The following is a 24,144-nucleotide window of genomic DNA, read 5'->3' on the forward strand; positions in this document are numbered from 1 at the left end:
CGAATCACCTCGCTTTCTTGTCGCTAGGCACATCGTAGGGCGCCTTCGCTTTCGCGGCCCCGGACGCACCGTCGGCCGCCGTGCCTTCGCCGATGATGGGGAGGAGCCAGGCCGCAATGGCCGCCGTCACGCCGACGGCGGGAACGCCTCCGGCGACCAGCCAGCCGGTGGCCGCATGCCCGGCCGTCTCATCGGCATCGGTTGCGGACCTGCTCGGCATTCCGGGCTTCTCCGGCTTCCCGGGCTTTTCCGGCTTCCCGGGCTTTTCCGGCTTCCCGGGCTTCTCCGGCTTCCCGGGCTTCTCCGGCTTCCCGGGGTTCTGATTGCCGGGATGGCAAGGATGCGTCGGTGGACCGGGCACGCCGGCGTGCGGCGGCTTGCCCGGCTTGGGCGGCCAGGGACACTCGAGGGGCTCGATCTCGACGGTGACGGACACGCCCTCGGAATCGGAGTCCGGGTCCTGCGCCGCCGCGGCGGAAGCCGGCGCGAGGAGCGCCGGAAGCACGAGGGCGAGGCCGGCGACCACAGCGCTGATGCGGCGGTTCATGACGGCTCCCCTACGGCGACCGCCTCGCGGCGGCCGGCTTCCTTCGCATCGGCGAGCAGGGCGTCGAGGCGACGGCGAGAGCGGATACGACCCCACACGATCGCCCACACGATCAGGGCGATCCCCGCGAGCACGATGAGTTGCGGCCACGGCACCGCCCAGACCGTCGTGCCCGCTGTGACCGGGGCGATCTCCGACGTGTCGCCCGTCATCGTGAGCATCGTCGGAGTCACCGTGATCGTCGTCGGGAGAAGGAAGAGGGGCCACGCGCCGTCGACGACGACGGAGAAGCGGCGGCTGTCACCCGGCAGCAGCTCCTGCGCATTCTCGTCCGGCGCGGGGAACGCGGCGCTGCCTCCTCCGGCTTCGACTCCACCCTCGACGAGAAGAATGGTGTTGCCGACGTTCTCGACGTCGAACGACACCGTCACCTCGCCGGGACGCAGCGGATTCCACGATGTGGTGTAGTCGCCGACCACTCCACCGACGACCGCTTCGGGCGCGAGCTCCCCGCTGACGCGGGTGGTGACACGGAAGCCGACGCGGCTTTCGACGCCGACGCTCGCACCGCCGTCGGCGCTCTGAGTGGACAGTACCGACGCGGTGATGCCCGCGGCGTGATCGCCCGGTTCGGCGTTCTCGGGCACCGTGACCGCGAACGGCACGATGGCCGTCTCGCCGGGAGCGACCGTGACGTCCTCGGGGAGCGTGATCCAGGTGCCCGCGTCCACGGATTCCCTGTCTGCCGGGAGGATGTCGAACCGCCCGTTGCGCGTATAGAAGCCGTCGGCGGCCGTCAGGCGAAACGTGACCTCGACGTCGCTGACATTGCGCACGGCGAAGAGGTCGTCGTACCGCTCGCCCGGATCCAGCTCGACCTCGACGGCGCGTCGCCCGTCGGGTCCGTTCTCGTCGGCGGGGGTCACCGACCAGCGGATGGTGTCCTCGTCGGCCGCCTCGGCGTGAGCCGGCGGCACCGCCGTGGCAAAGGACAGCGAAAGGGCTCCGGCCAGCAGCAGCCGGATGAGTGACGAAGCGCGAGGCGATTCACGGGTCAATGGCGGGTCCAGACGTCAGGGTCGGGGCCGTGCTTCCACGGCCCCGACCCGATTCAACACGAGCGGCGGATCACTGCGCAGTGATCGCGTCCTCCCACAGCGTGAGCGTGATCGTCGACGAGTAGCTTCCCGGCGCCACGTCGACCGGCGTCTTCAGGAACAGGTCGGCGTTGGCCGACCACGAGCCGGTGGGCAGCTCGCCGAAGTTGGGTGCGATGGCGAGCAGCTCCTCGCCGACGAGGCCGACCGCGTCAGGGCCCTCGTCCAGCACCGTGTCGACCTGCTCACCGGCGACGACGTCCCCGTTGCTGTCGCCGCTTGTGAGAGCCGGCGTCCAGCCGAGGTGCTCGGCGCCCAGTGCGGGCACACCCTCGGCGGTGAACGACGACGCCTGACCGGTCACGTACCAGAACGTGTCGGCCGGGACCTCGGCGCGGTCGTCCGTGACCGTGACCGTCGGCAGCCTGCCGTTGAACTGGCGGATCGTGGCGTCGCCTGACTCGACCTCCGCGAGAGCGGTCGAGTCGGAGGCCACGCTCATGGTGAGCGCACCGATGGGCTCCACGGCCTCGATGTTCACATTCACATCGACCTGGTCGTTGCCGACCTCTTCGGCGACCGCGGCGCCGGCGACACCGATGAGCAGCATCCCGCCGAACGCGCCGGCGGCGGTGCGGGCGATCAGTCCTCGCTTGTTCATTCCCTCTTCTCCAATCCCGGTCGGCACCCCTGCCGCACCGAACTGTGCGAGCGACCGGACCGTCCGGCCGTCGGGTCTCGCGGAAGGCCTCAGCCGCAGCCGGGGCCTCCCTGATGTGTGACGTTGTCGGCGGCACCGACGTGTCCGCCTCGAGCGCCTGACGCGCGGCGAGCTTCGCCTCTGGCGCAACGATGGTGTCCACCGGCGGCGACGCGCGCGGTCGATGCATCCTGCGCGCTGCGGCTGGTCGGAATGTCGAGCATGTTGCACCTTTGCTTCGGACCCGTCGGTGGGTCGGCTGGCTCGAGACTGATGTTACCGAGAACAGTTACCGAGAACAAGCTCAACGTTCTCGCGCCGGACGAATCCGTCTAGAGACGTTCCGTGGACCAATAATGGCTTGACGCTCATCACCCTTTCGGGAACGGTTGTCTGATCGCGATGACTCCTGTCGTTCTGCTGTGCGGTGCCACGGGCGCCGGAAAGACGACATACGCGCGCCGGCTGGAAGCGCAGGGATATCTGCGCGTGTCGTACGACGAGGAGACGTGGGCTCTCGGGTGTGACAGCAGCGATGCGACGTCCGACGTGCTCTCGGAGGCGGATCGGCGCGTCCGCGAGAAGATCCGTGAAGCGATTGCGTCGGGGACGCCGGTCGTGCTGGATGCCTCGCTGTCGACCCGAGCGATCCGCGACGACCTGCGCGAGTTCGTACGCAGGGCAGGAGGCGTTCCTCGGCTGGTTGTTGTGGATGCGCCGTTCGAGCTGCTCGCCGCACGGGTCGCACGCCGCGGCGTACCGCGCGATGCGAACTCACTGCCGTTGGACCCGGTCGCCCTGCGCGAGTACTACGCATCCTTCGAGTTCCCCGACGCCGATGAGCCGCACACGCGCATCGACACCGAGTGACTCGACCCACCGACGACCACTGCTGCGAAGCGTCAGAGCCTTGCGCGGGTGGCTCACCGCTACGTTGGCAGCATGACTGCGGACACGGTCACTCCGTCGCCACGCACGGACGCGGAGCCGATGCGATTCACGCGGTGGGAGTTCGCGCGCGGAGCAATCGCGGCATGGGGGTGGTTCCTCGTCCTGCACCAATTGCTCCTGCTTTTTGCGCTCGTCGGGTACGGGGTCTGGGGCCTCTACGCGACCGTCCCGTGGTCGCTCGGAGCTCTGCTTCTCGGTTCACCGGTCGCCTTCGCGCTCGGGTGGGCGATGCGGCGCCAGACCAGGGTGTCGTGGCATCTGTCGGCCTTCGCGGCGCTGGGGCTGGTGATCGGCGCTGCAGCGACGACGCTCGCGCTCTGGCTGCCCGCGTGGGGTCTTCCCGACGCTGGGTTCCGGGAGATGACTCTTCCCGCGGTGCTCGTGGCGGCATCCGCGAGCCCAGCGGTGGCGCTGGGGTGGTGGTTCACCGCGCGGCGGGCCCTCGCGGCGGATCGCGGTGTCCCGGCTCGCCGACGAGCCGCATCTCCGGATGAGGCCTACGAGGATTCCCTCTGAACCCGATCCGCTATGGCGGACCCGCCCGACGCGTGTGGAGTGCCCGATTCATCGGAGTCCTATACGGCGGAGATCCCTGCCACTACAGTCCCCCCATGAGACTCCTCGGGGTGCTGATCGCCGTGGCGATGCTGATCGTCGGATGCACCGCCGAACCGCCGACTTCTCCTACCGCCAGTGCGACGGCGAGTTCGACCACCACGTCCGAGTCGGCGAGATGCCCGTCGGGCACAAGCCTGCGCGAGGAGCTGTGCCTGGCCGACGTCGCACTGGCGGACGACCTCGGCGCGATCCTGCGCTCGCAGTTCGATGAGGCCCGATTGAACGCGGTGATCGCCGGCGTCTGGCATGACGGCGAGCCGGTGCTTGTCGGCGCGCTGGGCGAGTCGATGACCGGTGTGCCGGCTACGGCCGACATGCATCACCTGCTGGGCAACCTCTCCACGCCGATGTTCACGACCGTCGTGCTGCAGCAGGTCGAGGCGGGGGTGCTGTCACTGGACGATCCGCTGTCCACCTGGTTCCCCGAACTGCCCGCCGCCGACCAGGTCACCATCGAGATGCTGCTGCTCCACACCAGCGGCTACCCGCACTACACCGAGATCCAGTCGTTCCTTGATCGGCTGTGGGCGGACCCGTTCCAGCGGTGGGACATCCAGGACCTGGTGGATATCGGCGTCGCCGGTGGGCCCGCCTTCACGCCAGGCACCGACTGGCTGTTCTCGGACACCAACACCCTGATCCTGCAGCAGGTGGTGGAGAAGGCGACCGGGCGTCCTGTCGGCGAGCTGCTGCAGGAAGACATCTTCGACCCGCTCGGCATGGAGGACTCGACCGCCGCCTTCGACGCGAACTGGCCGTCCCCGGTGCTTCACGGCTACAGCGACGAGCGCGGGGTCTGGGAGGACGTCACCCACTGGAGCCCCACATGGACCTACACGGCAGGCGGCGTCGGGTCCAATCAAGAGGATGCGCGCGTCTTCCTGGACGCGCTCGGCGACGGGTCGCTGCTGGCCTCGGAGCTCCATGAGCTGCAGTTCGCACCGACCACCGCGGGCCTCGGGCCGTGGACCGATGAGCAGTACTGGGCCATGGGCTTCCTCCAGCTCGACGGATGGGTGTTTCTCAACCCGGGCCTGTCCGGATACTACGGCGCCGGCGGAACCATCCCGGAGGAAGGCTGGACGATCGTCGTCTACACCACCGCGAGCCGTGAGGGTGATCAGTCAGCGCCGACCGCTACGGAGATCTTCCGGCAGTTCACCGCCATCGTGACGCCCGAGCATTCCCTCACCGAGTAGCTCGCTGTCGTCACGGCTTGCCGACAGGCCACCGCCGGTGCGCCGCAGGGGCGCCCGTCGGGCTCGTCGATGGCCGTTCAGAGGACGATCGTGATCCACTTCGAGACGTACTGGGGTGGGGCCTCGCAGTGGTAGACCTGGGGCACCGGCGTCGTCCCGGAACCGCCATCAGGCTTGAGCAGCTCGCTGTCGACGATGATCGAATTGATGCCGAAGTCCGTATCGGCAGTGATCACCTCCCGGAGGAAAGCAACAGGATCCGCTCGAAACCGATCCCGGGTCTCGTCGTCCATCTCTATGTCGTAGACCCCGAACTCCAGCGTCTCCGTTCCGACCCGCTTCAGCCGGGGCGTGTAACCCATATCACTCATGGCCGGCACCTTTCCGTTGACCGCACCCGCCGTTGCGAACGGTACTCCCGCGAGCCTTCGCCGACAAGGGCAGTCATGCTCGCCGCGCCAGCTCAGCGACGCGGCGGGCTCACCAGGTGAGGACAGATCTACAGCCGGGGCGGCATCCGGTTCTCCGCCGCCGAGACGAGCAGCGCGTCCAACTCCGGGCCGCTGCAGTCATGGCCGGCGCCCGGGATCTCCACCAGCCTCGCGTGAGGAAGGAGATCGCACAGCTCCACGGATGCCGCGCGCGGGCTGCGCGCATCTTCGGCGCCTCGCACGACGACGGTCGGCGTCCGGATCGCCGGCAGGATGGGCCGGAGATCCTGCACCATCACGTCCAGCAGTGCTGCGGTCGTCGCCGGCCGCCAGTCGCCCAACAGGATGCGCGCCTGCGCGCGACGCTCGGGCGGCGCGTCCGGCGCGAAGACGGAGTCGAGGAAGCCGTCCGCCCACTCCTCCACGGGATGCTCCATCGTGAACCTGGCCGCCGCGATCCGCTGGGCGAGCGCGTCGGCATCCAACGATCCGGCCCAGCCTGCGTACGGACCGACGAGAACCATCCGTCCGACCGACTCGGGATGATGGCGGGCCAGGAGCAGGGCGATCGTGGACCCGAGCGAGAAGCCGGCCACTGTCGGGCGGGTGAGCTCGAGGGCCTCGATGAAGTCGGATGCCGCATCAGCCCAGTCGCGCGCGTCCCAGCCAGCCGGCACGTCTGCGGACGCCCCGCAGCCGGGGGCATCCCAGGCGATGACATCCACGCGCGACGAAAGACGGTCGAACTCCTCACTCCAGACCCGCGAGTCCTCGAAGGCGCCGTGGAAGAGCACGAGCGGGGCGCCGCGGCCTCGTCGGCGGTACGCGATCCGCAGGCTGCCCACGACAACCTCATCCATGCTGCGAGGCTACGCCAGGCCGTTTCCATCCGCGGCGTGTCGACAAGACCTCGCCTGAGCGCATCCATGTGGTGCACGGATGGGAAACACCCGAGCGGCGCAGACCGTGGCTCCCTGATCGACCCGTCGACGATCCCGGTTTCTCGCTCCAGCCCCCGAATCACCGCACCATGCGCATATCGGTGATCGTCGGCGCACCGGGGTCGGTCTGCTCGACACCATCGAGCTCGAAACCGTTCCGACGGTAGAACGCGATCGCTCGCGGGTTCTGCTTCGCGACCCACAGCATGGCGGGCTCATCCGCTCCGAGTACTTCATCGAGGAGCGCCTGGGCGACTCCGCTGCCATGCATCGCTTCGACGACGTAGAGGCTGTACAGCTGTCGACCGCCAGGCAGGTCTTGACCGTCCTGTCCGAAGCTCGGGCCCGTCATGGCGAACCCCACCGCATCGTCGCCGACCTCAGCGATCGCGATCGACCATTCGGCGCGCCGATCGGTGAGGATGCGCTGCCACATCGCATGCCGCTTGCGGGCGTGCTCCTCGTCGAAGAAGCCCTCCGGCAGCAAGTGCGAGTACGCCTCCTGCCATGTCGCGACGTGCAGCTTCGCGATGCGCTCGGCATCCGCACGCTCAGCTCGCCTCACCGAGAAAGACATGGCGTCATGCTTGCACACGCGGGCGCCGGCGGGAGCAGTTCCGTGCCGAAACCCCGATGCACCGGCTCGCTGACGCCCACGTCGACCTCGACCGACTGCAGGCGTAGCCTCGGGCGCAGCAGCCGTTCGGAAGGAGTGCCATGCCGGGTCGTGAAGAACTGCCCGCGACGGTCAAGCGGTCGCCGCAGCACGCTCAGGACATCTGGGCTGAGACCCACGACTCCGCCGTCGAGACATACGGTGAGGGCGAGCGCGCGCATCGGACGGCGTTCTCGGCGCTCAAGCACCAGTACGAGAAGGTCGGGGACCACTGGGAGAAGAAGGACGAGCGTGGGCCTTCCGACGAGGGCGCGATGAGCCGCGACGGCGAGACGGCCGGAGGCGTGGATGCGAACGCGACGAAGAAGCATCTGCTCGACGTCGCGAAGCGCCTCGACGTGCGAGGCCGGACGCGGATGACCAAGGACGAGCTCGTCGAGGCGATCCAGAAGGCCAACGCCCGCGAGAGCCGGAAGAGTCTCGACGCGGAGCGGTGACCGCCGCCGGTGCAGGGCGATGAAGCACCCGCTCCCGCGACGCGCTCAGGCCGGGCGGGGACTGCGTCCACGCCCGGCCTGCTCAGCTCAGCTCAGCCGCAGGATGCCGCGGTGTAGGCGATCTCGTGGTTCACCGTCACCGGCGACCCGTCGACCGTCGCGGTCGCCGTCAGCGACGCCGTCCCGGCCGGGATCGACACCTGCCGCGTGGTGAACGAGGTCGACACGGACTTGCCCGCGGCGATGGCACCGATGTTCTTGGAGCCGTACGCCGTCGCCGTCGAGACCGACACCGGGAAGTCCTCGGCGTTCTTGACCGTGAGGACCTGCACGACCTTGCCGGCGACGCACCGCGACGTCACCGTCGCGGTCACGTCGAGCTGCGGAGCGGCGGCGGGCTTGACTGTCACGCTGACCGAGACGTCGCGGTTCTCGGGCGCCACCTCTTCGTCGGCTTCCATGTCGAAGATCGGCATGCCGTCCGAAGCGAAGTGGACACGACGCACGAAGGTGTCCCGTCCGGTGAGCCCGTTGTTGCTCGTACGAGCGTGGAAGACGTACAGCAGGTTGTCGTCCTCGTCGAACGACCACATGCCATGGCCGGTGCCCAGCTGCCACGCGCCGTTGAACAGACCAGACTTCTGGATCGGGTAGTTCAGCTTCGACCACGCCTCGGGGTTCGTCAGGTCCACCCCCTCACCGGCCTTCGCCGTCGCAAGGCCCGTCGTATAGGTGTCGCCCACCGTGGAACCGGAGTAGATCATGTACAGCTTGCCGTCCCGCACGTGGACGTTGGGGCCTTCTGCGATGGTGTTGTCCCACGCGTACTCCGGAGCCAGAATGCGCACCGGCGCGGACGTCAGCCGCGTCGGGTTCGCGGGGTCCATCTTCGCGATGAACAGCGAGCCGAGCATCTGCCACGCGTAGTACGACTGACCCGAGTCCTGGAAGTAGGTCATGTCGAGGGAGATGTTCTGCACGGGATTGAGGATGGATCCATCCGCGCGGAGCACCTTCTGCGCCTTCGTCCAGTTCGCCGGAACGGCGGGGTCGAGGTCGTTGCCCGCGCTGTCCTGCTTCAGCTGGATGATGCTGGCGCGTCCCGTCCACATGTCCGGTCGCCCGTTCGAGCCGTTGTAGCAGGGCATGAACAGGATGGACAGCCGGCCGTCGATCACGTGGAACTCCGGCGCCCAGAAGCATCCGGTCATCACTCCGCCCTCGGCGTCGGTGTCGCCCGCGCGCAGCAGGTCGATCTCGACGTTGCGGCCCGACCGGATGGCCTCATCCGAAAGGTCCTCGATACGGTCCGCGATGCGGATCGGCATGTGCGGCCCGTTGGCGGGATCGATCGGGTTCAGGTTGAGGTCCTCCGTCGCGATCATCAGGAACTTCGTCTGACCGTTCCAGTCGAAACGGAAGATCGACGGGTCCGCGCGCTCGTCGGCGAACGGCGTGGCGTACTCCGGCTGCTTGACGGACCCCGTCACCTGGTACGTTCCCGGCGTCTGCGTGTCGACCGCGGCGAGCGACTCGGCGTCCCAGGCGATCGCCCGGGAGGCCGAGGACCCGTCGCTGTACGACAGCTCGATCCGCTGCGGCAGCGCCGAGGCGTCGAGTTCCCCGCCCGCCTCGATCTGCACCTCGTCCAGGTCGGCGACGCCGGTGTTCACCACCCGGCCGAACCGCACCTCGAGCGCCTCCGCGATCTCGGCAGACACGGCGAGCGCGTTGCCCCCGGCATAGTTCGGCACACCGTCGCCGGGGTCGCCCGAGGTTGCGGCGACGACGCCGCGCTGCACCGGCCCGCGCGTCGACACATCGGAGAGGTCGCCGAAGGTGGTGTACATCGGGGCGCCGGCATCCGAGGTCCAGGTCACCACGTAGCGGCTGGACGCGGTGTCGTACACGACCGCGGGGTCGTTGACGCCACTGGTCACGCCGACGTCCACGAGCCCGACCTCCTCGTACGACAGCAGGTCGGCACTGCGGGCGAACAGCATGCGGTTCGACTGCGTGCCGTCGGAGGCACCCCCGCGCGCGGTCCGGGTCGCCACGATGCCGAAGGAGCCATCGGCGAGGTAGAACACGTGCGGGTTGCGGAGGCTGCGCAGGATGCTGTCGCTGGTGCCGTTCGCGGGCGGAGTCGTCGACGTCTTCGGGAAGAAGATGCCGTAGTTCTCGTTCAGGGGCGACCACCCGCCGGCGGCCTCGAGGGCGAGGTGCATGCTCAGCGCGACGTCGGCGTTGTTCGCCTCCGACACCGAGGTGGGGTTGCGGTGGTACGCCAGCAGCCGGGGCGCGGTCGCGGGGAGCACCCGCACGGCGAAGGTGCGCGTGGACGAGACGCCTGTGGCGACATCCGTCACTCGCACGGCGATCTCGGCCTCGACCTCGTTCTCCGAGTCGGACACGATCGCCTCGCCCACCTCGACGCCACCGGTGACCGAGGTCACCTCGATGGTGGCGCCCTCCGGCGCTGCCGGCAGGGCGGCGCCGGAGCGCACGACCGAGGGGATCACGAAGCGCTGCGCGAGCTTGGCCGCGCGGTCCTCGGCGGTGTCGGAGGAAGGCAGGACGGTGACAGTGATCGTGGTGCTCGCGCTCTGCCCGCGGATGGCGGCGGTCGCGGTCAGCTCGACCTCGACGGCCGGCTGCCCGGCCAGCGGCGCGTTCACGACACCGGTGGGAGCGACCACGTCGGGGTTGCTCGAGGTCCAGGTCACGCGCCCGTTCGCGGTGGGAAGGTCGATGTCACCGCTCGTCTCGCGGTCGGTGAGGGCCAGTCCGTCGAGGATCGCCTGCGCCTGCGCGCGCAGCTCCTCGGCGTGCGGCTGCGCGTCCGAGTCGGACACTTCTGCGACCTCCGCGGGCGAGAGGGCCCGGTCGTACACGTGGAAAGAGGAGATCGCGCCCTGGAAGAGCGGGTCCGGCCACGGGGCGCGGCCGATGGTGTTGACGGACTGGTCCACGATGTCGGCGGGCGTGTAGGCCACCGAACCGTGGGCGACGCGGGCGCCATCGATGTACAGCGACGCAGTCCCGGCGGCGCCGTCTACGACTGACGTGACGTTGACCCACTGGTTCGCCGTGACGCCGCACGACCCCGATTGGACCAGCTGCTCGACACCGCCGGCCTTGATCCCGACCAGCGGGGAGCGGCCCGAGCCGCAGTTCAGCGAGGCGAAGAAGTACTCGGTCGCGGAGGACTCGTTGCCGATGTTCCACAGGAAGTGGAACCCGTTGAGCATGGCGGCGGACGCCTTGACCTCCGCGCTGATGGTGGCCGACTCCTTGCCGGTGAGCAGGTTGTCGGGCAGTTCCACCCAGTTGCCGGTCGAGGTCTTGGCGCCGCCGCGGAGGGTCAGTGACGATCCTGTCCAGTCTCCGGCCTGTACGTTGCGGACCGTGGCCGCGCCCAGGGAGGAGCCTGCGACGTCGTTGGGGACGGACGAACCGGACGCCTCGTCGAAGGTGTACGAGGCGACGAGTCCCTCGTCGGGCACGGCTGCCTGTGCGCTGGTGGCACCGAGGCCGAGGATCATCGCACCGACGGCGGCGAAGGCCGCCGTCGTCCTGCGCGTACGGGAAGGCAGTCTCATTCCACTCTCCATCAAGTGACTGAACGGCGTCGGTCAGGGCTGTTATCGCTCACGTTAGCGGTAACGTGCAGGATGCGCCAGCGTGGTCGGACAGATCTTGTTACCGATAACTGGCGTCACGGCGCGTCCTTGACAACGCGTCGATCGCCCACGTACCGTGAATCCCCAGCCCGGACTGTTTCCGGTAACACCCGAGTGAGTCGCCGGACAGCGGGCGGCTCGTGATCGCGCGATGACGCACAGACCCTCGGCCTCGACGGAGACGTCGGCAGCGAGTGACGACGTCGTCGCCGCCACCCGACGAGAGCGAGGAAGCAGCGCAATGACGACGCGGCCAAGATCCCGATTCCTTGCGAGAGGCAGTGCGGTCGCGACCGCTGTGGCTCTCGCACTCACCGGCGCCGCCGCTCCGACGGCGGCGAACGCCGCCATCGCGGCGCAGCCGCTGATCCACTACACCTTCGACGAGGCATCCGGCACGACGATCCCCGACGTGTCCGGCAACGGCCACAACGCGACTCTCCGTCAGTCGGGCGGCGAGATCAGCGGCGGCCTGCTCAGCCTTCCCGGCGGAGCCCGAGGCACGACCGCGTACGTCGAGGTTCCCAGCGCCCCCCTCGTCGGCAAGAAGGACCTTACGATCTCGACATGGCTGTCGAACCGCTCCGGTCCCGCCAACGTCGCGGCGGCGTTCATCGGAGCCCCGGTCGCCAGCGGTGCGTCGTACTCGTCGGGCTACTGGCTGCTCAACCCCACCAACCCGAACGGGTACGTGAAGTCCGTCATCACCAACACCGCGAACGCCTCGGCGCCGTGGGGCACCGAGGTGGGCCCGGGTGCCACGAACGCGGCGAGCAGCGGCATCCGCACCCCAGCAGGCATGTCGCTGTACACCACCGTCATCGACGGCACCAACGGCCAGCTCCGGGTGTACGTCAACGGCGCGCTGGTGTCTCAGACCGCGATCGCACGGGATGTGTCGTCGTTCGGTTCGCAGCTCGTGTCCTACATCGGCCGTTCCACCTACAACGACCCGAACTGGAACGGACAGGTCGACGACTTCGCGGTGTACGGCTCGGCGCTCGCCGAGGCGGATGTCCGAGCGCTGTTCTCGGGAGAGGCGCTCGATCGCGCGGTGGCCTCGGTGACCCTGCCTGACACCGCGACCGCGGACTTCCCGCTGCCGACCGCCGGTTACGGCACACAGGTGTCGTGGGCGTCCGACAACCCCGCCATCGCCGTCAACGGCGGCACGGCGACCGTGACGCGGCCCGCCGCCGGCTCGGGCGACGCGACGGTGACCCTCACGGCCACATTCACCGCCGGAGGCGAGAGCCGGACGCGGACCTATCTGGTCACCGTGCCCGAAGACCTCGCCGACGACGTCAAGGCGCAGCAGGATGTCGACGCGATCGCGATCCGCAACCTCGACAACATCCGCACGAACTTCTCGGTTCCGGCCATCGGCGCCCAGGGTTCGACGATCGAGTGGACCGTGACGGAGGGAGGCGCGTACGCGTCGCTCCGCGCCGGTGTCACCGAAGGTTCGCGCACCGTCGACGTCGAGCGGCCCGCCGCCGGGGCGGAGGCCGTGGAGGTCGTCCTCACGGCGACCGCGCGCAACGGGTCGGCCGAGAGCACGCGCGAATTCCGCGCACAGGTGCAGCCGATGCCGTCGGGCACCGACAAAACCGAGGCGTACTTCTGGACGTTCTTCACCGGCGAGGGTCAGGGCGCAGAGCGCGTGAGCATCGCCGCGTCGAAGGGCAATGACGCGCTCAGCTGGAACACCCTCAACGAGGGCCAGCCGATCTTCACCTCGACAGTCGGCACCGAGGGTCTGCGCGACCCGTTCATCATCCGCGCACCCGAGGGCGACAAGTTCTACATGATCGCCACCGACCTCAAGATCGCAGGCCTGGCCGGCGGCTTCACCACCGCGCAGATCTCGGGCTCGAAGTACATCGAGGTGTGGGAGTCCGACGACCTGGTGAACTGGTCCGAGCAGCGGCACGTCAAGGTGTCGTCGGACTACGCCGGCAACACGTGGGCGCCGGAGGCGTACTGGGACGAGGAGCTCGACACCTTCGTGGTGTTCTGGGCGTCGAACCTGTACCCCACGACGAACCCCGCCGACCGCACGGCGGTGACGTACAACCGCATGATGTATGCGACCACCGACGACTTCGTGACCTTCTCGGAGCCGAAGATCTGGACCGACGTGCGTCGCGGGCAGGGCCTCGGAATGATCGACTCGACCGTCGCGAAGGTGGACGGCGTCTACCACCGCTTCACGAAGGACGAGGCGAGCATGACGATCCGTCACGAGAAGTCGACGAACCTCCTCGCGACGATCACCGGCACGCTTCCGGGCACCACCGGGTCTGCCGACCAGTGGACGCTCGTGAAGGAGCGCGTCGCCAGCGGCCTGCCCAACGGCGAGCCGGGCGGCACGTACACCAGCGGCGAGGGCGCGAACATCTTCCCCGCCAACGAGGGCGACGTGAACGGCCTGGACTGGTTCCTGTTCATCGACCAGCCGAACTACCACGGCGGACCGAACCACTACGTGCCCTTCGGGACGGACAACCTGAACGACGGCAACGCGTGGCAGCCCCTGGGCAGCAAGCTGCGCCAGGGCCTCCCCCAGAACGCCGACGGCGGCAAGCCGCGTCACGGCACCGTGATCCCGGTCACCCGCGCCGAGTACCAGCGGGTGCTTGAGGCGTACGCACCGTCGATCGCCGTGACCTCGGTCGGCGCCATGGACGTCACCACCCGTGCGGGCGTGGCGCCGGCGCTGCCGCAGGCGCAGCTGACCAAGAAGGACGGCTCGACGCAGACGGTCGACGTGACGTGGGATGCCGTCGACCCGGCCGAGTACGCCACCGCCGGCACCTTCACGGTGAAGGGCGTGGCGCAGGACGACTCACGCATGCCCGTCGAGGCGACGGTCACCGTCGAGGCGGCGATCGACGTCCAGGCGACGGCCGAGACGCGCTGCGTCGCCGGCAAGGTCGTGCTCACGGTCAAGGTCGCGAACGACGCGGATGCCGCCGCTCAGGTCGCGGTCTCCACGCCGTACGGCTCGAAGAACGCCACGGTCGCCGCCGGCAAGAGCGCGTCGTACGCCTTCAGCTCGCGGCTGACCTCCGTCCCGGCCGGCGAAGCGACGGTCGCGGTCACGTCGGGCGACGCGTCCGGCACCCTCACCGCGGCCTACGCCGCCCGCAGCTGCGGCTGATACCTGCAGCGGATGCCGCCGACTGAGGTCCGCGGCACCGGAAGGCCCCCGGCGGATCCGCCGGGGGCCTTCCCTCTTGGTCCCGGCCGCCCCGCGCCCGACAACCGGTGACAGTACGCCCCGCGCACACGCTGCGCCCTCGCGCGTCCATCCGCCCCGGCGCGCCGTCCCCGCGTGGGTCGTGGCACGCTGGATGCCATGCGCATCGCTCTCACCGGCTCGACCGGGAAACTCGGATCCGTCGTCGCCCGCGAACTGAGGGAGGCGGGCTATGAGGTCGTCGGCCTGGACCTCGTCGGAACCAGGAGCCCCGACTTCGTCCAGGTGGATCTGACGGACTACGGCCAAGTGGTCGATGCGCTCGGCGGCGTGGGCGACCGCCACGACGGCGTGGACGCCGTCGTCCATCTGGGAGCGATCCCCGCGCCCGGCATCCGCAGCGACGTCGCCACCTTCCACAACAACATGACGGCGACGTTCAACGTCTTCTGGGCCGCCGTGCGGCTGGGGATCCGGCGCATCGTGTACGCGTCGAGCGAGACGGTGCTCGGGCTGCCCTTCGATGCTCCGCCGCCCTACATCCCGGTCGACGAGGAGTACGCGCCGCGCCCCGAGTCGGTGTACTCGCTCGTCAAGACGCTCGAGGAGCGCATGGCCGTCGAACTCGTGCGGTGGCATCCCGATCTGTCGATCACGGCTTTCCGGTTCTCCAACGTGATGGTGCCTGCCGACTACGCCGAGTTCCCGTCCTTCGAGGAGGACGTGCGACGACGCAAGTGGAACCTGTGGGGCTACATCGACGCCCGCGACGGCGCCCAGGCCGTCCAGCGGGCCCTCGAGACGGCCCCGGTCGGCTTCGAGACGTACATCATCGCCGCCGCCGACACGGTGATGTCGCGTCCGAACGCGGAGCTGGTCGGCGAGGTCTTCCCGGACGTCCCCATCACTCGGGAGCTCGGCGAGCACGACACGATGCTCTCGATCGACAAGGCGCGCCGGATTCTCGGCTACGAGCCGCGACACTCCTGGCGGAACCACACAGGCGGCTGATGACCGAAGACCCCCGGCTCGCAGCCGAGCGCTACCGCCTCGAGCGCCTCGCCGCCGAGGCGTCGGCCACGGGCGCGTCCGGCGAACAGCAGGATGCCCCGGACGAGGCTCCCCCGGACGAGGGGCGCGCGGGCGAGGCATCCGCTGAGCGGTCGCGGGCTGCCAGCGCGGTCGACCGGGCGGCGTATGTGGAGACATCGATCCAGCAGGCGATCCGCCGTGGCGAGTTCGACGACCTGCCCGGAGCCGGAAAGCCGATCCCCGGGCTCGGCGACAGCCACGACCCGGACTGGTGGATCAGACGCAAGATCGAGAGCGAGCAGCTCACCGGGCTGGGGCCGCCGGCGCTCATGCTGCGGGTCGAGAACCGCGAGCTGGACGACCGTCTCGACGAGCTGCCGCGCGAGAGCGACGTGCGAGAGGCGCTCGAGGACTTCAATCGGCGGGTGATCGAGGCTCGGCGGCAGCTCCTGGGCGGGCCGCCCGTCGTGACGCCCACGCGCGACGTCGACGCCGAGATCGCGGCGTGGCGCACCCGCCGCGAGGAGCGCGCCGCGCGCGCGAGGTCTCAGGCCCAAACGGAAGCGGCGGAGCGGCAGGACAGGGCCCGCCGCCGGCGAGCCGGGTGGCTGAGACGCCGCCGGTGAGCCGAGTCAGGGGTTGGGGTTCGTCGCCTTGCCGTCGAGCCACAGCATGTTCGACGCGTCGGCGTGCGTGCCGTCCGTGCCGACGTGCTTGTCGCTGATCTGCGGTCCCTTGGTGATGACGTGCACCATCGCCATCGCGTGACCGCGTCCGAGCCCGTAGTCGGCGGCGAGCCACTCGATGATGGGCGTCGCCTTCGTCGAAGAGTCGAATCCCTTTTCACGGGCGATGTCGAGCAGCTGGCGAGGAGTGAGGCCGGTCTTGGCCTCGATCGTGTCGAGATACGCCTGGAACGACATGGGAACCTCTCCTGTCTCGATGTGTCAGCGATCAGTGTGTCACGCGGCCGCCCAGGACGCCGGGAGCCTCCCCTCACTTCCGGATGACGCCGTCAGTGGGGTGGGGCAGCTCCCCGATCCGGGGAACGCTCAGGAGCCCTCGTTAGACTGGCCACGCCATTTCGATGTGCATCTACCTGTCCGCTCGCGGACAAGGCGGCACGATGCGCCGCCACCGTGCGGCTGAGAGCCAGGGGACGATGCACACCACACTCGCCGACGCGCCGCCGACCCGGCGACCGAGCCTTCTCCGCGAGGCGGGACCGGCCTACTTCCCCGTCGCCCTCGTTGCTCGCCTCCCGTTCGCGATGATGGTCGTCGGCATCCTGACGCTCGTGGTCTCCGCGCGCGACTCGCTCGCCCTCGGCGGAGCGACGTCCGCACTGACGGGGCTCGGCACAGCCGTGTTCGGCCCGCTTCTGGGCGCTGCCGCCGACCGGTTCGGGCAACGACGGATGCTGCTGGTCGCCGGAGTCGTGAACAGCCTCCTGCTGGCGACGATGGCGGGGCTCGCGTTCGCGCCCGTCCCTGACGCCGCCCTCCTCGTGACCGCGTTCTTCATCGGAGCGTCCATGCCGCAGGTCGCGCCGCTCTCGCGCTCGCGACTCGTGGGCATCATCGGGCGCTCCTACCCCGACAGCCGACGCACGAAGGTCATCGGCGGCGCGATGGCCTACGAGTCCGCCGCGGACGAGATCGTCTTCGTCTTCGGGCCGGTGATCGTCGGCGTGCTGGCGACGACGATGAACCCCGCGGCGCCGGTGCTCGGCGCCGCCGTGCTCGCCCTCGTGTTCGTCACCGCTTTCGCGCTGCACCCGACCGCGTCCGTTCCCGCCGCGGCGGGCGACGAGCGCCTGGCGCAGGCTCCGGCGCGCGAGCTGCTGCGGGTTCGCGTGCTGACGCCGGTCGCCGGCGCCCTCGGCATGGGGCTGTTCTTCGGATCGATGCTCACCTCGCTCACGGCGTTCATGTCCGAGCGCGGCGCGCCCGAGCAGGCCGGGCTCGTGTATGGCGCGATGGGGATCGGATCTGCCGCGCTGGCCCTCGGAGTCGCACTGTTCCCCGCGCGGTTCACGCTGACCGCCCGGTGGCTCGTGTTCGCATCCGTCCTCCTTGCCGGAACCCTGGCACTGCCGTTCGTGGACAATGTGGGAGCGATCGCGCTCTGCCTGCTCGTCATCGGCGTCGGCATCGGTCCGACCCTCGTGACCCAGTACAGCCTCGCGGCCGCGTGCAGTCCCCGCGGTCGGTCGGCGACCGTGATGACGATGCTCGGGTCCGCCATCGTGGTCGGCCAGTCGGCGGCATCCGCCGTCACGGGTCTGGTCGCCGACGGCGCCGGGCCCACTGCGGCACTCGTCGCTCCCGTGATGGCCGCGGTCGTCGTGTTGGGGGCAGGCGCGGCGAACGCGGTCTTCGCCCGCCGCTGAGCCGTAGCCTGCCGCGTGCACGTCGTCAACCCCACCCGGCCGAGCGCCCCGCTCTGCGACGCTGATCCAGGGGATGCTGCATACCGGGAGGCTCCATGACCGACGTTCTCGCCGCGTCGCGTACCGACATGTTCTCGTTCGGTCCCCGCGGACCGCTCAGCGCGCTCCTGCACCGCGCACTTTCGCGGTCGCCCGACGACGTCGTCCTCCAGGACCTCCCCGGCGCCGTGGACGCGGCGCTCGGGACGGACGACATCCTTCGCGACGACGATGTGCAGCTCGCCCTGTTCCTTCTGTACGCGGCCGCTTACGGCTCGCTGCCCCACATCGATGGCGAGTGGGAGTGGCACACCGACCTGCTCGCTGCGCGCGACCGGCTCGAGCGCGCCTTCGAGCGGCGCCTCCGCGACATCGTCGACGTGGGTCCCCTCCCCGATCCGACGCAGGATGCCGTCGCCCGGCGCCTGTTCGAGATGACCGCTCCCACGAGCGGCCCCAGCCTGTCCCGTTTCGTGGCGAAGAAGGCCACGCGCGAGCAGCTCGACGAGTTCCTCATCCTGCGCAGCGTGTACACGCTCCGCGAGGCCGACCCGCACTCGTGGGCGATCCCGCGACTCACCGGACGCGCCAAGGCGGCCCTGGTCGAGATCCAGTCCGACGAGTACGGCGCCGGCGACCCGCACCGCATGCACGCCGCGATCTTCGCTCAGACGATGCGCGGTGCCGGCCTGGATGACACGTACGGCGCCTACCTCGACCGCGTGCCGGCGATCACGCTGGCCGCGCAGAACATGATGTCGATGTTCGGGCTCAACCGGCGCCTGCGCGGGGCGATCGTCGGCCACCTCGCCGCCTTCGAGATGACCTCGTCGCTCCCCAACCGGTCCTACGGCGACGGGTTCCGCCGCCACGGCTTCGGGCAAGACGTCACGTGGTACTTCGACGAGCACGTCGAAGCGGACGCAGTGCACGAGCAGATCGCGGGGCGCGATCTCGCCGGAGCGCTGGCCGAGGACGAACCGGAGCTGCTGCGCGACATCATCTTCGGCGCGGCCTGCTGCCTGGCGGTGGACGACATGGCCGGCGACGAGGTGCTCGCGGCGTGGTCAGAGGGGCGCAGCGCACTGCGCGCAGCGGAAGCCCCCACGAAGGGCTGACGGGTGCCCGAACGCCTGGCCCTCGAATACGTCCTGCCGCTGCGCTGGGAGGACGACGACGACCTCGACGAACTCACCGCCTACCTGCAGACGCTCGCCGATTGGGTGGACGTCACTGTCGTGGACGGCTCGGCGGAGCCGCTGTTCGGCGCTCACGCGAGGGCGTGGCCGTTCGTGCGTCACGTCGCACCCCACGTTCCGGGTACCAACGGCAAGGCCCGCGGCGCCATGAGCGGCATCGAGGCGAGCAGACACGACCACATCGTGATCGCCGATGACGACGTCCGCTACGACCGCGCGGCTCTCCAGCGCGTCGATCAGCTGCTGGACGAAGCGGACTTCGTGCGGGTGCAGAATGTGTTCCGCCCGACTCCGTGGCATGCGCGGTGGGACACCGGGCGGAGCCTGCTCAACCGAGCACTGTCCGGTGACTTCTCGGGCACCGTCGGGTTGCGCCGAGCAGCGCTTCTCGGCGGCGGATACGACACCGACGTGCTGTTCGAGAACCTCGAGCTCGAGCGGACGGTGCAAGCCCGTGGCGGCCGAGTGGTCGTCGCAGGCGACCTGTTCGTCACACGCCTGCCCCCGACCGCGCGGCGCTTCTTCGAGCAGCGCGTGAGGCAGGCGTATGACGACTTCGCGCAGCCGGCGCGGCTGATCCGCGAGCTGGCTCTGCTGCCCCTCGCCGCTGCGGCGCTCGCGCGAGGCCGGCTGCTCGCGCTGGCCGCCGCTGCGGCCACGGTCATCGCCGTGGCCGAGCTCGGCCGGCGCCGTGACGGCGGTACGCGCGTCTATGCGCCGACGGCAGCGCTGTGGGCACCGCTGTGGGTCGCCGAACGCGCGATCACGATCTGGCTCGCTGTGATCGTCCGCCTTCGCGGCGGCGTCCGCTACCGCGGTACGCGCATCTCACGAGCAGCGACGCCGATGCGGCGTCTGCGGAAGGAGGCACCATGACCGACGCGGAATCGCGCGTCACCATCACGCCGTATCCCGACGGCCCCCTCATCGTGCGGGGTCCGGCCGAGATCGTCGACGATCACGGTGCGCCGATCGAACGGCACCGCAGAACCGTCGCTCTCTGCCGCTGCGGCGTGTCCGCGATCAAGCCGTGGTGTGACGGCACGCACAAGCTCGCGGGCTTCCGGACCGAACCACCCGCGCCCGGCGGACCAGCCGCCGATGCCACCGAGCATCTCGGCCCGCGGCCGTGACGCCGCCGGCGGGCCGTTGACGGCATCCGCCGGTCAGACCGGTCGTGGATCGAGCGTCGGCACCGCCGCGTGCGCCTCGACGGCGTCGGCGAAGACCGCGTCCCAGCGCTGAAGGAACGCATCGAGCCCGTAGCGGGCGAGCGCGTGCTCCCGAGCCTGACCACCCGCCTCGCGGGCGAGGTCCGCATCGGCGAGGAACGCGCGCACCGCCGACCGCAGTTCGTCGACGTCGGTCGAGACGACGCCGGCGCCGGCGGGAACCGCGCGGACCGTCTCGGTGGCCGCGAGGCCGACGACCGGCATCCCGAGGTGCATCGCCTCGAGCAGCGAGAGCCCGAGCGACGTCCACCGGAACGGATGCAGATACAGCCGCCGCCGCGCCAGTGCACGGTGCATGCGGGCGAAAGGCAGATCACCCGCGGCATGCACGTCGTGGCCGGCATCGAACGCACCCGCCAGCAGCTCCCCACCCATCCCGAAGACATCCACCGGCGCGTCCCGACTGAACACCGGCAGCAGGTCCGTTCCCGTCACCCGCCACCGCCGTACCGGCTCGTTGACCACCACGCCGATCCGGCCGAGCTCGCCGGTGTAGAGCGGCCCCGGATCGGGCACACCGTGCTCCACGACGACCGTACGAGCCCGACCGTTGTCCCAGAAGAGCTCGTTGAAATGCGTCACGTGGACGATCGGGATGTCCGACCGGCTCGCGAGCGGATGCTCCGTGGCGACCGCGTCGGGACGGGGCGTGTTGTGCTCGAGGTATACCGCCGGCGCATCACGCCCGGGCGCCCGCCCTGTCAGCTCTTCGACGAGGTCGATCTCGCCGGGACTCTGCAGCACGACGACGTCGAACTCCTCCTCCCGCAGGCGATCCAGCGGCACCTGCCGGGCGCGCTCCCACCCCCAGCCATCAAGGCCCTCGTCGCGTGCGCCGGGCTCGACGGCGACCGGCATCAGGTACTCGTGATCGCCTCGCACCAGCGCATTCGTGTACCCGCCGTGGACCGGCCACAGCAGGATCCTCATCGCCGTGCTCCGCAGCGAGGCCTCTGTGTCCCCCCACGTGCCGCACGTGGCGCTCCGAGGTCGGCGTGCGCAGTGGTCACAGGTCCTCAGGCGCCAGGTCGCCCTGACCCTCTTCGCCGAGTTCCGCGACCACCGGGTCCACGTTCTGCGTCTCGGGCTGCAGCGCGGGGCTCGGCCGGTCCGCCGCAGGCACCTGGTCGTCGTCCGTCTCGATCTGGGCCGGATCGTCGCCGGTGACCGTCATGGCGTCGAGGTCCTCCTCCGTCGCGCCCTCGTCGAGCGCCGTCGTGCGGTCCCACTCCGCCTGTGCGGGGTCGAGCGTCGGGTCCGGTTCGATGGAGGTGTCACCGTCGCGCAGCGGCTGCAGGCCGGTCTGGCCGTCGGGCGCCGGCGGAACGTCGCTGGGAAGGGTCTCGCCAGGAGGCGTGGCACCGGGGAGGTCGTCAGCGAGTCGGTCGTCGGACATGTGTGTTCTCCTTCGTCAGTCTTCGGGCCCGCGGCCCGCTTCGAATCGTTCCTCGTAGCGCGCGGACGCCTCCGCGAGAAGGTCGTCATCGAGGCGCCCGATGGGCTCGACGCGGCGCAGCAGCGGCTCGCAGTCCGGCCCGCGGCCGACCTCCGTTCCGCGCAGCACCCACGCGAACCGGTCAGGATTCTTCTCGCGCAGTTCCCGGTACTGGCAGACCTGGCGCGCCAGCCAGTCCTCGAAAGGACGGGTCCACCACACCTCGGCATGCAGCGGGTTGACGGAGAGCCCGGGGAGTGTCAACCCGCTCTCGGTGTCGACGCTCGGGGCCCGATCCTTCTGTGGACCCTCGCTGTAGCGGATGTACAGCGTTCCGTGCTCGCGGACGATGTCAGCGAGCTGGCCCAGGGACCCGATCACCGTCGGCAGATCCTCTCGGACGAACAGCTCCTCCTCGCCCGGACTCTCCTCGTCCGTCACAATGCGGGTTCGTCGTGGATCTCGCCGCGCCAGCCGCCTGTCTCGCGGCCGCGGCGCTCCATGAGCTCCTTGAAGCGCTTGAGGTCCCCCTCGGCGGCGCGCTCATCGATGTCCAGCGCCGCTCCCGCCTTCTCGAGGAACGACTCGGGCACCCACGTCATCTCGAGAGTGACCAGCGTGCCGCCGCCGGCACCGGGCGAGAAGCTGACACGGCCGGTGTGCACCTTCTCGCCGTGGCTCTCCCACGCGACGTGGTCGTCGGGCACCTGGTCGGTGATCGTCGCGTCGAACTCGCGCTCCACACCGCCGACGCTCACGACCCAGTGGGTGAGCTGATCGTCCAACTGGTCGATCCGCTTGACCGACGACATGAACTCGGGGAACTCCTCGAACTGCGTCCACTGGTTGTACACCGCGCGCAGGGGCGCGTCGACCTCGATCTCTGCGGTCACACTGCTGGTGGCCATGGCGGCTCCTTTCCTCGTGGATGGCCACGGTACGGAACCTGCGGCATCCGCGGCACGGGGTTGACCTTCCGCCGGGGCCGATGTATCCCGCAGCGGGTGTCGCGTGGCGGCACCTCGCGCGGGCAGACTGAGCCCATGAGCGAGCCGACCCGACGCTGGGTGCTCCACGTCGACCTCGACCAATTCATCGCGGCCGTCGAGGTGCTCCGCCGGCCGGAACTCGCCGGCAAGCCGGTGATCGTCGGAGGCCGGGGCGATCCGACCGAGCGGGCTGTGGTCTCGACCGCGTCCTATGAGGCTCGCGCCTTCGGGGTCGGCTCGGGGATGCCGCTTCGCGTCGCCGCTCGCAAGGCGCCGGAGGCGGTCATCCTGCCGGTCGACCATGAGGCGTACAACGCGGCGTCGGCGGAGGTGATGGCGACGCTGCGCGCGCAGCCCGGCGCTGTGATCCAGATCCTCGGCTGGGACGAGGCGTTCGTCGGCGTGGAGACGGACGACCCGGAGGGCTACGCGAGAAGCGTGCAGCAGGCGGTGCTGGACCGAACCTCGCTGCACAGCAGCGTGGGGATCGGCGACACCCTGGTGCGGGCGAAGGTGGCGACCGGGTTCGGCAAGCCGCGCGGCGTCTTCCGCCTCACGGCGGAGAACTGGCTGGAGGTCATGGGCGATCGGCCGACGATCGACCTCTGGGGTGTGGGCTCGAAGGTGTCCAAACGGCTCGCGGCGCTCGGCATCCGCACCGTTGCCGAGCTCGCAGCCGCCGAAGACGCCCCGCTCGTGCAGGAGTTCGGGCCACGGATGGGACCGTGGTACCGCCAGCTCGGCCGCGGCGACGGGTCGTCGGTGGTCGACGACACGCCGTGGGTTCCGCGGGGCCACAGCAGGGAGACCACCTACCAGCAGAACCTCGTCGAGCGCGATGACATCGTGGCCGCCGCGCGAGCACTCCTGGATCAGGTGCTCGAGGACGTCGCAGCCGACGGCCGGCCGGTCGTCGGCCTCGGACTCAAGGTGCGCTACGCCCCCTTCATCACCAAGACCTTCACCAAGAAGATCGCGGCGACCTCTGACCGCGACACCGTGGTCGCGCGGGCCATGGAACTCGTCGAGAGGATCGAGCGCGATCGTCCCATCCGCCTGCTGGGCATGCGCGCGGAGCTGACGATGCCCCGGGATGCCCGAGAAGGCCATACGCCCACGCGCAGCGGATGGTGACCCGGGACGGGACCCGTGTCGGCGACGGCGAGAAGGTGCCCCGTCCCTGGGGACGGACGGGGCACCTGGAAAGCCGGGCCGCTGGGGGGCGGCCGGGTTCCTCGTGAGGCGTGCCGACGAGCGCCGAATCAGGGGAACAGCGATTCGGGCGCAACGTGTTGCGTTGTGACATCTCTCTCGGATGACGTCTCTGTCGCGGCTCGTCAGCAA

24 protein-coding genes are annotated in these 24,144 nt (G+C 69.8%); 12 read left to right on the top strand and 12 right to left on the bottom strand.

The features are described 5' to 3' along the window. Nucleotides 1–4: 4 nt before the first annotated feature. The 3 genes from AC5RVZ_RS10360 to AC5RVZ_RS10370 all read right to left on the bottom strand — a co-directional run bounded on the left by AC5RVZ_RS10360 (nt 5) and on the right by AC5RVZ_RS10370 (nt 2,305). Entirely contained in the window at nt 5–547 is a 543-nt protein-coding gene (locus AC5RVZ_RS10360) for a hypothetical protein (RefSeq protein WP_494065669.1), read from the bottom strand. After that, entirely contained in the window at nt 544–1,605 is a 1,062-nt protein-coding gene (locus tag AC5RVZ_RS10365; RefSeq protein ID WP_494065670.1) for a hypothetical protein, read from the bottom strand. Before AC5RVZ_RS10365 ends, AC5RVZ_RS10360 begins: the two co-directional genes overlap by 4 nt. A gap of 70 nt (nt 1,606–1,675) precedes the next feature. After that, complete coding sequence (locus tag AC5RVZ_RS10370) at nt 1,676–2,305, bottom strand: hypothetical protein (protein ID WP_494065671.1); 630 nt, start codon at nt 2,303–2,305, stop codon at nt 1,676–1,678. A 441-nt stretch (nt 2,306–2,746) separates the two neighbouring features. On the opposite strand from AC5RVZ_RS10370, the gene AC5RVZ_RS10375 reads away from it, so the two are divergent. The 3 genes from AC5RVZ_RS10375 to AC5RVZ_RS10385 all read left to right on the top strand — a co-directional run bounded on the left by AC5RVZ_RS10375 (nt 2,747) and on the right by AC5RVZ_RS10385 (nt 5,112). Next, nucleotides 2,747–3,214, top strand: a complete 468-nt coding sequence (locus tag AC5RVZ_RS10375; RefSeq protein ID WP_494065672.1) for a P-loop nucleotide/nucleoside kinase family protein — start codon at nt 2,747–2,749, stop codon at nt 3,212–3,214. Between the two features lie 72 nt (nt 3,215–3,286). Further along, nucleotides 3,287–3,811, top strand: a complete 525-nt coding sequence (locus AC5RVZ_RS10380; RefSeq protein WP_494065673.1) for a hypothetical protein — start codon at nt 3,287–3,289, stop codon at nt 3,809–3,811. Between the two features lie 95 nt (nt 3,812–3,906). Further along, entirely contained in the window at nt 3,907–5,112 is a 1,206-nt protein-coding gene (locus AC5RVZ_RS10385; protein WP_494065674.1) for a serine hydrolase domain-containing protein, read from the top strand. Between the two features lie 77 nt (nt 5,113–5,189). On the opposite strand, the gene AC5RVZ_RS10390 is transcribed toward AC5RVZ_RS10385, so the two are convergent. The 3 genes from AC5RVZ_RS10390 to AC5RVZ_RS10400 all read right to left on the bottom strand — a co-directional run bounded on the left by AC5RVZ_RS10390 (nt 5,190) and on the right by AC5RVZ_RS10400 (nt 7,061). Continuing rightward, entirely contained in the window at nt 5,190–5,483 is a 294-nt protein-coding gene (locus AC5RVZ_RS10390; RefSeq protein ID WP_494065675.1) for a hypothetical protein, read from the bottom strand. A gap of 128 nt (nt 5,484–5,611) precedes the next feature. Further along, nucleotides 5,612–6,403 (bottom strand): alpha/beta fold hydrolase, encoded by a 792-nt coding sequence (locus AC5RVZ_RS10395; RefSeq protein ID WP_494065676.1) that lies wholly within the window; start codon nt 6,401–6,403, stop codon nt 5,612–5,614. Between the two features lie 160 nt (nt 6,404–6,563). Further along, nucleotides 6,564–7,061, bottom strand: a complete 498-nt coding sequence (locus AC5RVZ_RS10400; RefSeq protein ID WP_494065677.1) for a GNAT family N-acetyltransferase — start codon at nt 7,059–7,061, stop codon at nt 6,564–6,566. 140 nt (nt 7,062–7,201) lie between these two features. On the opposite strand from AC5RVZ_RS10400, the gene AC5RVZ_RS10405 reads away from it, so the two are divergent. Beyond that, the gene (locus AC5RVZ_RS10405; protein ID WP_494065678.1) at nt 7,202–7,597 is read left to right on the top strand and encodes a ChaB family protein; all 396 of its coding nucleotides are present in this window, start codon (nt 7,202–7,204) and stop codon (nt 7,595–7,597) included. Nucleotides 7,598–7,689: 92 nt separating this feature from the next. On the opposite strand, the gene AC5RVZ_RS10410 is transcribed toward AC5RVZ_RS10405, so the two are convergent. Further along, nucleotides 7,690–11,199: a LamG-like jellyroll fold domain-containing protein gene (locus AC5RVZ_RS10410; protein ID WP_494065679.1), complete on the bottom strand. Its 3,510-nt coding sequence runs from the start codon at nt 11,197–11,199 to the stop codon at nt 7,690–7,692. A 379-nt stretch (nt 11,200–11,578) separates the two neighbouring features. Here AC5RVZ_RS10410 and AC5RVZ_RS10415 point away from each other — a divergent pair, with 379 nt between their 5' ends. From AC5RVZ_RS10415 to AC5RVZ_RS10425, 3 genes are all read left to right on the top strand, one after another. After that, nucleotides 11,579–14,443, top strand: a complete 2,865-nt coding sequence (locus tag AC5RVZ_RS10415; RefSeq protein ID WP_494065680.1) for an immunoglobulin-like domain-containing protein — start codon at nt 11,579–11,581, stop codon at nt 14,441–14,443. 198 nt (nt 14,444–14,641) lie between these two features. Beyond that, nucleotides 14,642–15,493, top strand: coding sequence for an NAD-dependent epimerase/dehydratase family protein (locus AC5RVZ_RS10420; protein WP_494065681.1), 852 nt, complete (start codon nt 14,642–14,644; stop codon nt 15,491–15,493). After that, complete coding sequence (locus AC5RVZ_RS10425) at nt 15,493–16,140, top strand: DnaJ family domain-containing protein (RefSeq protein WP_494065682.1); 648 nt, start codon at nt 15,493–15,495, stop codon at nt 16,138–16,140. The genes AC5RVZ_RS10420 and AC5RVZ_RS10425 overlap by 1 nt, the downstream gene beginning before the upstream one ends. Nucleotides 16,141–16,146: 6 nt before the next feature. Here the strand turns inward: AC5RVZ_RS10425 and AC5RVZ_RS10430 are convergent, their stop codons facing one another. Beyond that, nucleotides 16,147–16,437, bottom strand: a complete 291-nt coding sequence (locus AC5RVZ_RS10430) for a DUF4287 domain-containing protein (protein WP_494065683.1) — start codon at nt 16,435–16,437, stop codon at nt 16,147–16,149. Between the two features lie 239 nt (nt 16,438–16,676). Between AC5RVZ_RS10430 and AC5RVZ_RS10435 the strand changes: the two genes are divergently transcribed. From AC5RVZ_RS10435 to AC5RVZ_RS10450, 4 genes are all read left to right on the top strand, one after another. Then, the gene (locus tag AC5RVZ_RS10435; protein ID WP_494065684.1) at nt 16,677–17,906 is read left to right on the top strand and encodes an MFS transporter; all 1,230 of its coding nucleotides are present in this window, start codon (nt 16,677–16,679) and stop codon (nt 17,904–17,906) included. A 95-nt stretch (nt 17,907–18,001) separates the two neighbouring features. Next, nucleotides 18,002–19,063 carry an iron-containing redox enzyme family protein gene (locus tag AC5RVZ_RS10440; RefSeq protein WP_494065685.1) on the top strand — a complete coding sequence of 354 codons (1,062 nt, stop codon included), beginning with the start codon at nt 18,002–18,004 and terminating at the stop codon, nt 19,061–19,063. Between the two features lie 3 nt (nt 19,064–19,066). Beyond that, nucleotides 19,067–20,020 (top strand): glycosyltransferase family 2 protein, encoded by a 954-nt coding sequence (locus AC5RVZ_RS10445; RefSeq protein WP_494065686.1) that lies wholly within the window; start codon nt 19,067–19,069, stop codon nt 20,018–20,020. Then, complete coding sequence (locus AC5RVZ_RS10450; protein ID WP_494065687.1) at nt 20,017–20,277, top strand: CDGSH iron-sulfur domain-containing protein; 261 nt, start codon at nt 20,017–20,019, stop codon at nt 20,275–20,277. Before AC5RVZ_RS10445 ends, AC5RVZ_RS10450 begins: the two co-directional genes overlap by 4 nt. A 33-nt stretch (nt 20,278–20,310) precedes the next feature. Here the strand turns inward: AC5RVZ_RS10450 and AC5RVZ_RS10455 are convergent, their stop codons facing one another. The 4 genes from AC5RVZ_RS10455 to AC5RVZ_RS10470 form a co-directional block, all read right to left on the bottom strand. Then, nucleotides 20,311–21,306 carry a glycosyltransferase gene (locus tag AC5RVZ_RS10455; RefSeq protein WP_494065688.1) on the bottom strand — a complete coding sequence of 332 codons (996 nt, stop codon included), beginning with the start codon at nt 21,304–21,306 and terminating at the stop codon, nt 20,311–20,313. 76 nt (nt 21,307–21,382) lie between these two features. Further along, nucleotides 21,383–21,772: a sugar ABC transporter ATPase gene (locus AC5RVZ_RS10460; RefSeq protein ID WP_494065689.1), complete on the bottom strand. Its 390-nt coding sequence runs from the start codon at nt 21,770–21,772 to the stop codon at nt 21,383–21,385. A gap of 15 nt (nt 21,773–21,787) precedes the next feature. Next, nucleotides 21,788–22,252 (bottom strand): DUF6098 family protein, encoded by a 465-nt coding sequence (locus tag AC5RVZ_RS10465; RefSeq protein WP_494065690.1) that lies wholly within the window; start codon nt 22,250–22,252, stop codon nt 21,788–21,790. Continuing rightward, nucleotides 22,249–22,719 carry an SRPBCC family protein gene (locus tag AC5RVZ_RS10470; protein WP_494065691.1) on the bottom strand — a complete coding sequence of 157 codons (471 nt, stop codon included), beginning with the start codon at nt 22,717–22,719 and terminating at the stop codon, nt 22,249–22,251. Before AC5RVZ_RS10470 ends, AC5RVZ_RS10465 begins: the two co-directional genes overlap by 4 nt. Nucleotides 22,720–22,854: 135 nt before the next feature. On the opposite strand from AC5RVZ_RS10470, the gene AC5RVZ_RS10475 reads away from it, so the two are divergent. Beyond that, entirely contained in the window at nt 22,855–23,934 is a 1,080-nt protein-coding gene (locus tag AC5RVZ_RS10475) for a DNA polymerase IV (RefSeq protein ID WP_494065692.1), read from the top strand. The last annotated feature ends 210 nt before the right edge of the window (nt 23,935–24,144 follow it).

It is taken from the genome of Arthrobacter sp. Cza30 (assembly GCF_059090765.1).

Excerpts from the sequence above, each read along its gene's own strand:
- AC5RVZ_RS10360 (WP_494065669.1), bottom strand. The coding sequence starts at position 547 with ATGAACCGCCGCATCAGCGCTGTGGTCGCCGGCCTCGCCCTCGTGCTT.
- AC5RVZ_RS10370 (WP_494065671.1), bottom strand. The coding sequence starts at position 2,305 with ATGAACAAGCGAGGACTGATCGCCCGCACCGCCGCCGGCGCGTTCGGC.
- AC5RVZ_RS10375 (WP_494065672.1), top strand. The coding sequence starts at position 2,747 with ATGACTCCTGTCGTTCTGCTGTGCGGTGCCACGGGCGCCGGAAAGACG.
- AC5RVZ_RS10380 (WP_494065673.1), top strand. The coding sequence starts at position 3,287 with ATGACTGCGGACACGGTCACTCCGTCGCCACGCACGGACGCGGAGCCG.
- AC5RVZ_RS10385 (WP_494065674.1), top strand. The coding sequence starts at position 3,907 with ATGAGACTCCTCGGGGTGCTGATCGCCGTGGCGATGCTGATCGTCGGA.
- AC5RVZ_RS10390 (WP_494065675.1), bottom strand. The coding sequence starts at position 5,483 with ATGAGTGATATGGGTTACACGCCCCGGCTGAAGCGGGTCGGAACGGAG.
- AC5RVZ_RS10395 (WP_494065676.1), bottom strand. The coding sequence starts at position 6,403 with ATGGATGAGGTTGTCGTGGGCAGCCTGCGGATCGCGTACCGCCGACGA.
- AC5RVZ_RS10400 (WP_494065677.1), bottom strand. The coding sequence starts at position 7,061 with ATGTCTTTCTCGGTGAGGCGAGCTGAGCGTGCGGATGCCGAGCGCATC.
- AC5RVZ_RS10405 (WP_494065678.1), top strand. The coding sequence starts at position 7,202 with ATGCCGGGTCGTGAAGAACTGCCCGCGACGGTCAAGCGGTCGCCGCAG.
- AC5RVZ_RS10410 (WP_494065679.1), bottom strand. The coding sequence starts at position 11,199 with ATGAGACTGCCTTCCCGTACGCGCAGGACGACGGCGGCCTTCGCCGCC.
- AC5RVZ_RS10420 (WP_494065681.1), top strand. The coding sequence starts at position 14,642 with ATGCGCATCGCTCTCACCGGCTCGACCGGGAAACTCGGATCCGTCGTC.
- AC5RVZ_RS10425 (WP_494065682.1), top strand. The coding sequence starts at position 15,493 with ATGACCGAAGACCCCCGGCTCGCAGCCGAGCGCTACCGCCTCGAGCGC.
- AC5RVZ_RS10430 (WP_494065683.1), bottom strand. The coding sequence starts at position 16,437 with ATGTCGTTCCAGGCGTATCTCGACACGATCGAGGCCAAGACCGGCCTC.
- AC5RVZ_RS10435 (WP_494065684.1), top strand. The coding sequence starts at position 16,677 with ATGCACACCACACTCGCCGACGCGCCGCCGACCCGGCGACCGAGCCTT.
- AC5RVZ_RS10440 (WP_494065685.1), top strand. The coding sequence starts at position 18,002 with ATGACCGACGTTCTCGCCGCGTCGCGTACCGACATGTTCTCGTTCGGT.
- AC5RVZ_RS10450 (WP_494065687.1), top strand. The coding sequence starts at position 20,017 with ATGACCGACGCGGAATCGCGCGTCACCATCACGCCGTATCCCGACGGC.
- AC5RVZ_RS10455 (WP_494065688.1), bottom strand. The coding sequence starts at position 21,306 with ATGAGGATCCTGCTGTGGCCGGTCCACGGCGGGTACACGAATGCGCTG.
- AC5RVZ_RS10460 (WP_494065689.1), bottom strand. The coding sequence starts at position 21,772 with ATGTCCGACGACCGACTCGCTGACGACCTCCCCGGTGCCACGCCTCCT.
- AC5RVZ_RS10470 (WP_494065691.1), bottom strand. The coding sequence starts at position 22,719 with ATGGCCACCAGCAGTGTGACCGCAGAGATCGAGGTCGACGCGCCCCTG.
- AC5RVZ_RS10475 (WP_494065692.1), top strand. The coding sequence starts at position 22,855 with ATGAGCGAGCCGACCCGACGCTGGGTGCTCCACGTCGACCTCGACCAA.